Genomic DNA, 13,003 nt, shown 5'->3' with positions numbered 1-13,003 from the left:
AATCATAATCTATTTTTCGATATAATCGCGGATAATCAAGTTAATAGGATAATAAATGAGTGATAAGTACGAACCTTCAAAGGTAGAAGATAATTATTATAAAATTTGGGAAAGCAGAGGTTACTTTGAAATTGATGGAAATAAATCAATTCAAGAGCCAAATAAAAATTTTGCCATTATGATGCCCCCTCCTAATGTCACGGGAAGTTTGCACATTGGTCATGCTTTGACCTTTACACTACAAGATATTATTACACGATACAAACGAATGGATGGGTTTAAAACGCTTTGGCAACCTGGAACTGATCATGCAGGAATTGCAACACAAAATGTGGTTGAAAAACAACTCTTAGCCGAAGGTACAACCAAAGAAGCACTTGGACGAGAACAATTTTTAGAAAAAGTGTGGAAATGGAAAGCCTACTCAGGTGGTACAATTGTTCACCAAATGAGAAAATTGGGAGTCTCTCCTGCTTGGTCTCGTGAACGATTTACAATGGATGAGGGACTCAAAGAAGCGGTTAAAGAAGCCTTTGTTCATTTATACAATGAAGGTATGATTGTTCAAAACAATTACATGGTTAACTGGTGTACACACGATGGGGCATTGTCAGACATTGAAGTTGAACACGATGAAGTTAACGGTAAATTTTATCACATGAACTATAACTTTGCCGATGGCAGTGGGCATATTACCGTTGCTACAACCCGACCTGAAACATACTTTGGGGATACTGCTATTATGGTACATCCAGATGATGCAAGATACACCAATATTGTAGGAAAAGAGGTTGTTTTACCGTTAACAAACAGAACCATTAAAATCATTACCGATGTACACGTTGACATGGATTTTGGAACAGGTGTGGTAAAAGTAACGCCTGCACATGATCAAAATGACTACGAAGTAGGAAAAAGACACGACTTAGAGTTTATTACTTGTTTCGATGAAAAAGGGATTTTAAATGACTTTTGTGGAGAGTTCGCTGGGTTAGAAAGATTGGCGGCTCGACCTATCATTGTACAAAAACTTCAAGAGGAAGGTTTCATTGTTAAAATTGAAGAGCACATTCACCAAGTAGGGCACTGCTACCGATGTAAAAATATTGTTGAGCCATACATTTCAAAACAGTGGTTTGTACGAAAAGAGGTTGCTCGAAGTTCTATTGAAAAAACATACGCAGGTGAAGCCAAATTCCACCCAAGTCATTGGTTGAATTCATACCGAGCATGGATGGATGAGTTAAGAGATTGGTGTATTTCACGACAATTGTGGTGGGGACATCGAATTCCTGTGTTTACCTGTGATGAGTGCAATCATCAATGGGCAGATAAAGCCGATGAACCAGAGGCGTGTCCACACTGTTCAAGTAAAAACTTTACGCAAGACCCTGATGTATTGGATACATGGTTTTCATCTGCACTTTGGGCATTTTCACCATTAGGTTGGGGAAATAATGGTCAAATGAAAGATACCTTTACCCCTGACGATTTAAAAGATTTTTACCCCAATTCACTCTTGATTACAGGGTTTGATATTATGTTCTTTTGGGTTGCTCGAATGATGATGATGGGGGAACACTTCCAAGGAGAATTGCCATTTAAAGACATTTACATGCACGCACTTGTACGAGATGAACATGGGGCTAAAATGTCAAAATCAAAAGGAAATGTTATTGACCCTCTTGACATGGTTGAAGAGCACAGTGCCGATATTATTCGATTTACTTTAGCTTACTTAGCCGTACAAGGTCGAGATATTAAATTGGGTGCAAAAAACTTAGAGCAGTTCAGAAACTTTACGAATAAGTTATACAACGCTTCAAACTTTTTACAACTCAATGTCGATACCTTCCCTGATTTAAAAGATATTACCATCCAAACACCGCTTGGCTTGTTTATGCAAAGTAAACTCAGCGACGCCGTAGATGAGGTAAGAGCAAATATTGAAAGCTATAAATTCAACGAAGCAGCAAGTACACTGTACAAATTCGTATGGAATGATTTTTGTGATTGGGGTATTGAGTATGCCAAAGCCTCTAAAGAAGCCGTTGTAGAATTGGGTGCAATTTTTAAAGAAACACTTAAAATGGTTTCACCCTTTATGCCTTTTATCTCTGATTATTTGTATCACAAATTAAGTGGAACTTCGTTAGATGAGGGTGAGTCGTTGATGATTATGAACTTCCCAAAAGATATTGCCAAAAATCAAGAAATTGAAGATATGTTTGCCATTATCGAAGAAGCCATTACCGCCATAAGAAGAGCAAAAGTGGTTATTGATATGGGGAACAGCAAAATTGCGAAAGCCTATATCAAACTGAACAAAGCCATTGATACGGCTATTGCAAAACCGTTTATTGAAAAATTGGCCAAAGTAGAAAACATTACTTTTGTCTATGAAAAACAAGAGAACTCAATTACCGATGTAAGCGATAACTTGGAAGTCTATATTCCAACGGGTGAAATTGACATGACGCCAATTATCTCTAAACTTGAAAAACAAAAAGAGAAGTTAGAAAAAGAGATAAACAAATTAAACGGTATGCTTTCAAACGAAAGATTTGTAGCGAATGCTCCTGCGAGTGTAATAGAAGAGAACAAAGCGGGTTTAGCTGCTGCAACAGATAAATTAGAAAAGGTAGAGGCTGAGTTGAAGTCGTTGAGTTAAGAGTTTAAGTAAAAGTCCTTTATTATTTTGGACTTTTACTATTATAAATAATAGGAAAATAATTGTAAAATGGCTTGTGAAATGTTAATGTATATAAATATTAGATTATTTTACTAACATTTTATAAGCAATTATTTTATATTGTATTTTAGTAATTTCTCTATTTTTTGTTTTGAATTAATAATATTAGTAATTAATTTACTCTCATCAAACTTAACAACTATTTCTTTAAAATATTCTTTATTGGTATGATTAGGTTTGTATTTGTAAATATAATTCTGAACAACTTGATTGAAATTTTCAATGTTTCTTCTAAAATTAATTAACTCAACTTCAAGTTCATCATTTTTTAAAATAAATTTTATCTTAGAAACTATATTATTATATTTTTGTAAATTAATATCAATCATTTTCTCTGAATATTCAGGCATTTTAATATCATCATTAGGTAAATCTTTTATATAACAATACATTGACATTAATGTATTAAAAGCATATATTTTGCCTTCTAATTCATTTATTACCGTTAGCAATTCTATACTATTTTCAAAATAAGCTTTTCCTTTAAGTTCTGCTTTCCATTTAGTTAACCCATTGTATGCAAGAAAAACTGTTGCAATAGCACATAAAGCAACAATTATATCAGTAATCATAGATATACCTTGATTTAATTCCATTTTATACCTTTATTAACACACCACAAACTCTACCAACAATATTCACATCATCTATATGCAATGTTATATCATCAAAAGCTTGGTTGTTTGATTTTAGAATTACTTTATCATTTTCTACTTTAATACATTTAATAAAATCCAAAATTTCAGGGACAGGATACATATTTATTTAATAAAAATAGATAAGAGATATCACCTATAATTTCTCATAAACACCTAAAGGTCTTCGCTTCTCTTACTTTGTGTGGACAAAGTAAGCAAAACCACCAACGGCTTCAAAGCCCATTCGGGTTTCCTCACTTATTATTTTTAATTTCTCGCTTGCGGAACTCGTCGAAAAAGTGCGTTTAGCACTTTTCTCTCCTCAAACAGTCCTCAGCTTTTTCCGAAATGAAAAATAAACGTTCGGCTTTTGCAGAGGTTGGAAAAGAGGGATAAGGACATTTGCATTTTGATTGTTGGAGTTCAAAGCTTCTTCTAATCTCAATTTATAAAAGATAGTTTGATTACTAGGGATATTACCACATCTGCAGACGCCGGAGTATTTTGAATTATTTATGGTAACAAGTGAGGACTGTTTGAGCGTTAAGAAATGACCTCAACGGTCATTTTAGCGAGTTCCGCAACGCAATAAATAATTTAAAATACGGAGGGTAGCTTTGCCGTCGAAGCCCGTGGTGAGTTTTCTTTGCTAACTTTCTTTACGGATAAAGAAAGTGGAAGCGGAAAGCGTTAGCTTTTCAAGAGACGTCTAGTAAAACTCATACTTCCTAGCCACAGCTTGGTGATTGGGAAATAAATGAGTTCTTTAGCCTGATATAATTTACAATATTTTCCCCCTTGAAATATTTACCTTCCTTTATGTTTTTCTAAAAATCCAATCAACGCATCATATACAATTTGGGGTTGTTCTTCTGGAACAAAATGTCCGCAATTTGGTACAGCAAATCCTGTGACATCTTTGGCAAACTCTTTCCAACCCTCTAAGACATCCCAAATATTTCCAACTACACCATTTGCTCCCCAAAGCACTAACAATGGGGTTTCAAATTTTACATTTCGGTTTGCTTCATCGTGTAATAAATCAATACTGTTTGATGCTCTATAATCTTCGCTGATGGCATGAACACACGCTGGGTCTGAGTAGTGTCGGATATACTCTTGTATGACATCTTCTGGAAACATTTTTTCACTCTCTTTATTGACTTTATTTAACAGATTTCTTCGTATAAAATATTCAGGGTCTGCTCCTAAAAGTCGTTCTGGAAAACCTACTGGCTGAATGTAAAAGAACCAATGCCAATATTTTGTTGCAAACTCTTTGTTGGTTTTTTCATACATATCATACGTGGGTAAAATATCCATCATGGTACAGGAGAGTACTTTCTCTTTGTGGTCTAAAATAAGTCTGTGTGCAACTCTTGCCCCTCGGTCATGACCTACAACATGAAATTTGGTAAAACCCAACCTCTCCATAACACTCACTTGGTCTTGTGCCATGACTCGTTTTGAATAATTGGAGTGGTCTTCTAAGCCTTTGGGTTTTGAGCTGTCTCCATACCCTCTTAAATCAGTGGCAACCACAGAATAATTTTGTGCAAGTAAAGGGGCAATGTCTCTCCAAATCAGATGACTTTCAGGGTGTCCGTGAAGTAAAAGGATGGCTTCATCTGTTTTTCGGCTGATCAAAGTATGTATAGTAACTTCCCCTAAATCAATCATTTCTCGTTCAAAATTTTTAAAATAGTCTGTTATTGCCATGGGTTATCCTTTTGAGTCTTTTTTTCTAACTCTTTTTTTATCATGGGTTTAATTCCACCACTGTTTAATAAGCTCAATACATAGTCACTCATGGGTTCAATGTGGGCAATAATGTTCTCTTTTTTACGCACAGTTGCATCCGTTAAATCCACTTCTAACTCTTCTCCTGTTGATACGAGTTGAGATATATGAGGACAAACAATAAGCGGTAAGCCTAAATTTATTGCATTTCTGTAAAAAATTCGTGCAAAAGATTCTGCAATGATAACACTGATACCCACAGCCTTTAACGCAATTGCCGCATGTTCTCGACTGGAACCACAACCAAAATTAGTGCCTGCAATAATTATATCAGAGGCTTTGACTTTTTTTGTAAACTCTGGGTCGGCACCAAACATAGCATATTTGGCAATATCTTCTACATTGGTGTACTCCACAAATCTTCCCGGGTAAATTTGGTCGGTATCAATGTTTTTTCCAAAAACAAAAGCGTTTCCTTTTAATATTTTTTTCATGACAGTTCCTTGCTTGTTATATATTTTCTTGGATCAACAATTTTGCCTTCTAATGCTGCCGCGGCAACTGCTGCTGGAGAACCCAGAAAAATCTGTGCAGCAGTGGCACCCATGCGTCCAGGAAAATTACGATTGGTTGTGGTAATGCACGTTTCCCCTGAAGCCAACATCCCTTGATGTGTTCCTAAACATGCAGCGCATCCTGGTGTTGCAAAAGTGGCTCCTGCTTGAACAAGACTCTCTACATACCCTTTTTTCATGGCTTCCAATAACACATATTTTGACGCAGGTACAATGACAAATCGTGTTCTTGGTGAAACTTTTTTCCCCTTTAAGATGGAAGCAGCAATACCAATATCTTCTGCTCTTCCTCCTGTACATGAGCCCAAATATGCTTGGTCGATTTTGGTTCCAATGTATTTGTCAATCGTAAAGACATTGTCAACACTAAAAGGAGCTGCAATTTGGGGCGTTAAATGGCTTATATCAAAAGTGATGTCATCTTTATAGACAAAATCATCGTCGGTGTGATAAATTTCGTAAGAGCGGGTAACTTTTTCATCTAAAAATGCCATGGTGATTTCATCGGGTTGAATGTAACTTGTTTTTGCCCCCATTTCTGTACTCATATTACACATTGCCATTCGTTCAGAAATGCTCAGATATTTTAATGCTGAACCAGAAAACTCTATGGCTTTATAAACGGCAAAATCAGCACCCAGTTCTCCAATGGCATGCAAAATCATATCTTTGGCATAAACTCCTTCAGGTGGGATGCCTTCAAAATTTATTTTTATGATTTCTGGAACCCTAAACCACAAATGACCTGTGGCTAAAATGATGGCTAAATCCGTAGCCCCCACACCTGTACCAAAAGCACCAAAAGCGCCATGTGTTGTTGTATGGGAATCTGTTATGACAACAATTTCTCCCGGATATGCTAACCCCGTATCGGCAAGAACTTGATGACAAACTCCTTGGTCAATGTCCATGAGTAAATCAATGCCTTGTTCCCAACAAAACTCACGAAACTCTTTTTGGTTTTGAGCTTGAGTAATGGTTGATGCGGGAGCATAATGATCCAAAAACATGATAACTTTATTGGGGTCATACACTTTTTTGCCTCCCATTTCATAAAAAGAACGAATGGTTTGCAAATATAAATCATTGATGCCTGCCATATCAATTTCGCAGTTAATGATTTCACCTGTTTTAACGGATTTTTTTCCCGCTTTTTTGGCAAGAAGTTTTTCAATGGCATGCATCTTTTTTCCTTTAGATTTAAGTAAAAAGTGAATCTTTTTTTTGTATTATATTACTAAAGACAATATTAAGTCAAATAGTATATTGTAATACACAATATTTAGGAAAGCAATATGGATTCATCGTTATTAAAAGTTTTTGTTGCTGTAGCAAACGAAAAAAGCGTATCTCTTGGAGCAGTGCAGATAAAATTATCACAATCAAATGTTACGCTTAGAATCAAACAATTGGAAAAAAATTTGGGGTATGCTTTGTTTCATAGAGTTCCCAAAGGGGTTATTCTTACCAAAGAGGGGGAAAAACTCTATCCTTTTGCTTTAGAGATTGTAAAAAAAGTAGAAGAAGCAGAGTTGTATATGAGAAACATTTCTCATCAAGAAACGCTTAGAATTGGTACAAGTCAGGCAAATGCAGCCATAAGATTGCTTCGTTTTATTGAAAAATTAAAAAAGAAATATCCCAATATGGAATTGGAATTTTTCACAAGCGGAACTCCCCAAGTGATTGATGAATTGTTGGACTATAAGATTGATGTTGCTTTTATTACAGGCAATCCAAATCACAAAGATATTATGGTGTTACGTAAATTTAATGACGATTTGTATTTAGTGGAATCAAACACTAAAAAGAGCCAAAACTGTCTTATTGGATACCGACACAACAGTACACACTTTAAATATTTGGAAAGTTATACAAAAAACAGAGGCAACATTGATTTTAATGTGTTAATTATTCAAAATTATGAAGTGATGTTAGGTTGTGTGGAAGCTGGAATGGGGAAAGCTTTTTTATCCAAGGCCATTATTGATAAATATGGTTATACAAACAGATTAAAATTGACGAAATTGGAAGATAATGAGTGCAATTTAGAGACGCATTTGGTTTGCAGAAAAGATTATGTGCCTATGATTGTGAAAGATTTGAAATCGGGATTTTAGAGAGAATACGCTGTTAATAACGTAAAATCTGTTTTAAATTTAGAAAACGCTATAATCGTACGTATTTAAAACACTCAAAAAAACACTCATAAAACACAGGAGAAGAACGTGATATTTTTTAAAAACATTGGTTTGACCGTTTTATTGGTATCACTTTTTAGTGGGTGTGTTTCCACACAAGATCGAATTGAGAGTCTTTTACAAACGTCTGCTGCAACAGTCATTAAAAATGATTACAAAAATATTGCACAGCAACTGATTGTTTTTAAAGATAAACTTGATAAACGAAATCCCAAATCATATGACAAAGAGTTGGCCCCTTTGATGTACACTCAAATCAATGAATTGGAAAATAAAATCAACTTAAAATACGGCTCAAATGAGATTGGTTCATACAAAGAGTATTTACAGATTGCTTTTAGTAAAACCGATATTCAAAACAGAGATGACTATTTGATTTTGGGTATGTATAAGTTGATGTACGACGCGTATGATATTCAAGATGGGCACCGAGTCTCTGCTTTTTCATACAATGAAGAGAAACTGCAACGGCTTTTTCATAATTTACAAATTTTAAAATGGAAAATCAAAACGGCAAAAGATTTAAAAGAGGAGTATCTCTTTTTAACGTGGCAAAACAATTGGCAAATTGAGTTAGAAAAAAGAGTCAGAAAAGGGGAAAAACCCACTTTTGAAGAGTTGCAAAATTTGGAGTACATAAAAAACAATAAAGAGTCTTTGTTTTCATCATCGAATACCTCATTTGAAGTGATTTTAACTCAAATGATACAACACGTTAAGAACTCATTGGAAACATTGGGCGTGGAACCTGTGGATATGGGAATAGAAGCCATTAAATCGGTCTTTATTTTCTTATAAAATTAAGCGATACCTTCAAAAAACTGTTTGATGGTATCGTCAATAATATTTGTTGTATCATATTTTTTCAGCAAATAACTCTCAATAAAACCATCCGATAATTTTTTAAACAATATGGCCAAATGCATATGACTCATTTTTGTATGGGGACAGATTTGTTCAAATTGACGTGTAAGAAACTCATAAATGTCTAATACAATAGGGTGGTTTGCAATATCAAGTTTGTGAAAAAAGTAGGGGTCACTTGTCATGGGTGAGTTTTTGTCTATTTCGATAAATATCTCATATTTGCACCGTAAATAGAGTTTCAAATTGTTCATGGGGATATTGGTTTCTGTGGTATTTAAGCGTTGAGAAAAGAGTTCAAGCTTTAAAATCAGATACTCTAAATACAAATCCTCTTTGGAATTAAAAAGATTATAAATCGTGCCTACTGAGGTTTCAAGTTGTTTTGCCAGTTGCGAAATTTTAAAATTTTTATAGCCAACTTCATCAATATATTTGGCACTCTCTTTTAAATATAACTCTTTTTTGACTTTGTTGATCTCATCAATTATTTTTTTCAATGCTACACACTTTAAATGATTTTTATTATTATATTAATTTTATGATTAAGAGTAGTTATTTTTTGAATAGTATATATTAATATGAACTTAATTCAATATTAAGTCAAGTTGGAATAGACTTACAAAATTCCAACAGATGTGGGTTTTATGCGAAATACTAAAATTAAGTTAAAATTACTGCGAGATATTAAAACCGATGCCCTTTTGATTTATATTCGAACCATTTTAGAAGATTTGATTGAAAAAATAAATACAAATGAGTACCGACTCAATTTAGGCTTTGAAGAGTTTAATGAAGAGATAAAAAGCAATATTCTTTTTTTACTGGGGCATTTAAAAGAGGCAGTATTAAATGGGCATGAATTAAAAGATATCATTCTTTATGAACAAAACAGAAGAACCAACCAACGATTGATACCCAATGATGAAGCATTGATTCTTTATTATAATACAATTGTAAAAGAGATTGAGAGTAATCTGACAGAGGGAGAGCACTGGATTCCAGAGCAAGTGGTTTTTGCTTTATTGAGTGAATGGATTGTCGAAGAGAATAAATCAACGCAATTTTACCCATTTTTAGAAGAGATAAATTACATGAAATTATTGGGTATGTATGAATATTTAGGGCAAAAAAATATCGATGAAGAGCTTAAAAAGAACGTCATAAAAATGTATAAAATTGCTGCATCTATGATTAAACAACTGAAAAATACGCATTATCGAGTCAATAATAAAAGAATCTCAAAAAAAAGAGTCAAAAAATGATGTTAAGTAAAAATATCTTTGCTGGTTTAACTGTTGGTGTTATTGCGTTGCCCCTGTCTATGGCTTTGGCAATTGCCGTGGGTGTTCCTCCTGAAAACGGGCTGTATACGGCAATTATTGCAGGAATCATTGCTGCTATTTTTGGAAGCAGTAAAATGAACATTTCTGGGCCAACGGCTGCCTTTGTGGTTATTTTAATCCCCATAGTTCAAGAGTTTGGCTTAAGTGGATTGTTGGTTTGTGGGCTCATGTCAGGTGTTTTGCTTGTGATTATGGGGGCATTTAAATTGGGAAACTTAATTGAGTTAATCCCTTACCCTGTAACTGTTGGATTCACCTCTGGAATTGCTGTGGTCATTGCTGTTTTTCAAATCAAAGATTTTTTTGGTTTACACATTGAAAACTTTACGGGGCATTTTCATCAAAAAGTTTATACGCTCTTAAGTTCGCTTCCTACGTTTAAACTCAGTGAATTAATTGTGGGATTATCAACGTTAACCATTCTGATTTTATGGCCAAAATTCAAAAGTAAAATTCCTCCCGCTTTGATTGCATTGAGTGTTGTAACGTTAGGAGTCTATTATTTTAATGCACACACTTTAGGGGAACAAATCTCTACCATTGCCTCTACGTTCCAGTATGAAATCGGCGATTTAAAAGGCAATGGTATTCCTCCCATTCCTTTGCAATTCACGCTTCCTTGGAGCAATTTTACTTTAGATGACATGAGTTTGGATCTGTTTTATAAACTCTTACCTCACAGTGTTGCTATTGCCATTTTAGGTGCGTTAGAATCTTTGCTGTGTGCGGTTATCACAGATGGTATGACGGGATACAGAACCAATCCAAATAAAGAGTTGATTGGGCAAGGTTTGGCCAATTTGGTCGTGCCTTTTTTTGGTGGTATTCCAGCAACGGCTGCCATTGCAAGAAGTGTGGTCAATATTAAATCAGGGGCAACGTCTAAACTCTCTTCAGTGGTTCACTCCTTGTTTATATTGGCTTCCATTCTTCTTTTAGCCCCCTATCTTTCTTATATGCCAATGGCAGGACTTTCCGCTTTGCTTTTGGTGGTTGCTTGGAATATGTCAGAAGTTAAACACTTCAGAAACATCATTAAAGTTGCACCTAAAAACGATGTCTATGTGTTGTTGGTCTGTTTTACCTTAACGGTGTTATTGGACATGCAAATTGCGGTGGGTGTTGGAATGGCATTGGCCTCTATTTTGTTTATCAAACGTACCATTGATTTATACTCTATTGAACTTATTAACACCAAAGAAGCAAGTATGCACCCAGATATTCCTAAAAATATTGCCATTTATGATATTAATGGTCCCATGTTTTTTGGCGCGGCACAAAATGCATTAAAACGGCTTATCTCCATTGAAGAAGAGATTAACGTGGTGATTATCAATATGGAAAATGTTACGATGATGGACATGACTGCATTGGTCGCTTTTCAATCGATTATAGAAAACTTTAAATCAAAAAATAAAAAATTGGTGATTTGTGGTTTAAAGAGCAGATTATTAACAAAACTCAATAAAAGTGGGGTGGTTTTTAACGATACGGATTTAATATTAGAACACAATATTCATAAAGCCATTAAGGAGTATGAAACACCAAAGGAGTCTTAGACTCCTAAGGGTTCGTTGGGTTCAATGCTGCACTCACTGTTTTTATTGCATTTGATGTTGGCATCAAGATAAAAAATTCGGTGAATATCTTTATATTTTAACTCATCAGCTAACATTCCCCAAGCTTCCATGGCACGCGTTCCTGTTCCACAATAAAAGACAATTTCTGCATTTTTTGGTAGGGCATCTAAAAGGGCTTGTGGTTTCATTTTTTCAGCATGAATATTGATTGAACCAGCAATGTGTCCATTATCAAACTCCTCTTTTGACATCACATTCACAAGCGTAACATTTTTTGGAAATGTTTTATAATTTTTTACAAACCATTCTCCATCGACGGTTCCTGTATCGGCACCTTTTTTAAGAAAAGTTTTGATGTTTGAGCTTACTTTTTCAACTTTTTTAACAGGAGTATTAACGCCTGTTGTTGGATACTTTGCGCTTTTCCAAGCGGGAAATCCAGAGGCTAAAACTTTGACGTTGATGTATCCCATTGAAACCAAGTTTCTGGCAATTGCATGCGATTTTCCACACTCATATCCTCCACAAAAGGCTACAATGGTTGTCTCTAAATCAGCTGGCATGAATCCTGCAAACTCATTGAATTTAGTATCAGGAACACTCAATGAACCAATGATGGTCTCTTGAGCAAATTTGACGTAAGGCCGAGCATCAATAAAGAGGGCGGAGTGTTTATCAAAGAGTGCTTTTGCAATATTGACATCAATCTCTTCGTAGTTATTGTCTGCCCATTGAGGCATTCCTGCTGGGTATATTTTAACATCGGTATACCCTTTGGCTTTTAACATGGCAGCCAGTTTAGGGCTTTTTGCGCAATCATAACCGCCACAATAGACAATCAACTCTTTTGATTTAGCCACACCTTTTAAGACACTTTGATAGAGTTCATCAAATTTTGTATCGGGCAAAGACAAAGCTGAGGGGATATGTCCCATCTCATATTTCATTTTGGGTCTGGCATCAAGAACAATGGCTTTAGCACTTTGTCTGGTTCCTTTTGAAACCACCATTTTGACGTAGGTATAATCAACAACAGAGAGGTTGTGCTGTTTGACCAATGATTTAACTGCTTCCGTTGCATTTAAATTAAAATCCTCAAATGTAACGGCTTGAGCATTTAAAATGAATATTGATGCAAACAGAATAAAACGCAATGCAATTTTTCTCATTTGAACTTTTCCTTTTATATTATAATAGTATTATCATATCAAATAAAGGACTAAAATAGCGATATAAAGCGTAACAGAATTGTCAATAATTTAACGAAACTTGATAAATCAGATTAAAACAATCAGTAAATTTATGTT

Annotated in this window: 12 protein-coding genes; 5 read left to right on the top strand and 7 right to left on the bottom strand. The window is 34.9% G+C overall.

Annotated elements, in window-relative coordinates; genetic code table 11:
* Positions 1-55: 55 nt before the first annotated feature.
* Positions 56-2,671 (top strand): valine--tRNA ligase, encoded by a 2,616-nt coding sequence (locus tag ACNI3C_RS00865; protein WP_419770377.1) that lies wholly within the window; start codon positions 56-58, stop codon positions 2,669-2,671.
* 131 nt (positions 2,672-2,802) lie between these two features.
* Here ACNI3C_RS00865 and ACNI3C_RS00860 read toward each other — a convergent pair whose 3' ends face one another.
* From ACNI3C_RS00860 to ACNI3C_RS00840, 5 genes are all read right to left on the bottom strand, one after another.
* Positions 2,803-3,348: a hypothetical protein gene (locus ACNI3C_RS00860; protein ID WP_419770376.1), complete on the bottom strand. Its 546-nt coding sequence runs from the start codon at positions 3,346-3,348 to the stop codon at positions 2,803-2,805.
* A 1-nt stretch (position 3,349) separates the two neighbouring features.
* Entirely contained in the window at positions 3,350-3,511 is a 162-nt protein-coding gene (locus ACNI3C_RS00855; protein ID WP_419770375.1) for a S24 family peptidase, read from the bottom strand.
* 686 nt (positions 3,512-4,197) lie between these two features.
* On the bottom strand, positions 4,198-5,109 hold the full coding sequence (locus tag ACNI3C_RS00850) for an alpha/beta fold hydrolase (RefSeq protein ID WP_419770374.1): 912 nt from the start codon (positions 5,107-5,109) through the stop codon (positions 4,198-4,200).
* Entirely contained in the window at positions 5,100-5,624 is a 525-nt protein-coding gene (locus tag ACNI3C_RS00845) for a LeuD/DmdB family oxidoreductase small subunit (RefSeq protein ID WP_419770373.1), read from the bottom strand. The genes ACNI3C_RS00850 and ACNI3C_RS00845 overlap by 10 nt, the downstream gene beginning before the upstream one ends.
* Positions 5,621-6,889: a 3-isopropylmalate dehydratase large subunit gene (locus ACNI3C_RS00840; protein ID WP_419770372.1), complete on the bottom strand. Its 1,269-nt coding sequence runs from the start codon at positions 6,887-6,889 to the stop codon at positions 5,621-5,623. Before ACNI3C_RS00840 ends, ACNI3C_RS00845 begins: the two co-directional genes overlap by 4 nt.
* A gap of 111 nt (positions 6,890-7,000) precedes the next feature.
* Between ACNI3C_RS00840 and ACNI3C_RS00835 the strand changes: the two genes are divergently transcribed.
* Together ACNI3C_RS00835 and ACNI3C_RS00830 are read left to right on the top strand one after the other, a co-directional pair.
* Complete coding sequence (locus ACNI3C_RS00835) at positions 7,001-7,825, top strand: LysR family transcriptional regulator (protein WP_419770371.1); 825 nt, start codon at positions 7,001-7,003, stop codon at positions 7,823-7,825.
* A gap of 108 nt (positions 7,826-7,933) precedes the next feature.
* Positions 7,934-8,704 carry a hypothetical protein gene (locus tag ACNI3C_RS00830; protein WP_419770370.1) on the top strand — a complete coding sequence of 257 codons (771 nt, stop codon included), beginning with the start codon at positions 7,934-7,936 and terminating at the stop codon, positions 8,702-8,704.
* Between the two features lie 2 nt (positions 8,705-8,706).
* Here ACNI3C_RS00830 and ACNI3C_RS00825 read toward each other — a convergent pair whose 3' ends face one another.
* Positions 8,707-9,270: a TetR/AcrR family transcriptional regulator gene (locus tag ACNI3C_RS00825; RefSeq protein ID WP_419770369.1), complete on the bottom strand. Its 564-nt coding sequence runs from the start codon at positions 9,268-9,270 to the stop codon at positions 8,707-8,709.
* 147 nt (positions 9,271-9,417) lie between these two features.
* Here ACNI3C_RS00825 and ACNI3C_RS00820 point away from each other — a divergent pair, with 147 nt between their 5' ends.
* Together ACNI3C_RS00820 and dauA are read left to right on the top strand one after the other, a co-directional pair.
* Positions 9,418-10,035 (top strand): hypothetical protein, encoded by a 618-nt coding sequence (locus ACNI3C_RS00820; protein WP_419770368.1) that lies wholly within the window; start codon positions 9,418-9,420, stop codon positions 10,033-10,035.
* Positions 10,032-11,675, top strand: a complete 1,644-nt coding sequence (dauA, locus tag ACNI3C_RS00815) for a C4-dicarboxylic acid transporter DauA (RefSeq protein WP_419770367.1) — start codon at positions 10,032-10,034, stop codon at positions 11,673-11,675. Before ACNI3C_RS00820 ends, dauA begins: the two co-directional genes overlap by 4 nt.
* On the opposite strand, the gene ACNI3C_RS00810 is transcribed toward dauA, so the two are convergent.
* Positions 11,672-12,865 (bottom strand): rhodanese-like domain-containing protein, encoded by a 1,194-nt coding sequence (locus ACNI3C_RS00810; RefSeq protein ID WP_419770366.1) that lies wholly within the window; start codon positions 12,863-12,865, stop codon positions 11,672-11,674. The genes dauA and ACNI3C_RS00810 overlap by 4 nt on opposite strands.
* Between the last annotated feature and the right edge of the window lie 138 nt (positions 12,866-13,003).

This window comes from Marinarcus sediminis (SeqCode), from assembly GCF_048571275.1.
GTDB lineage: Bacteria > Campylobacterota > Campylobacteria > Campylobacterales > Arcobacteraceae > Marinarcus > Marinarcus sediminis.
This window is presented reverse-complemented; position numbering and strand designations above follow the sequence as displayed.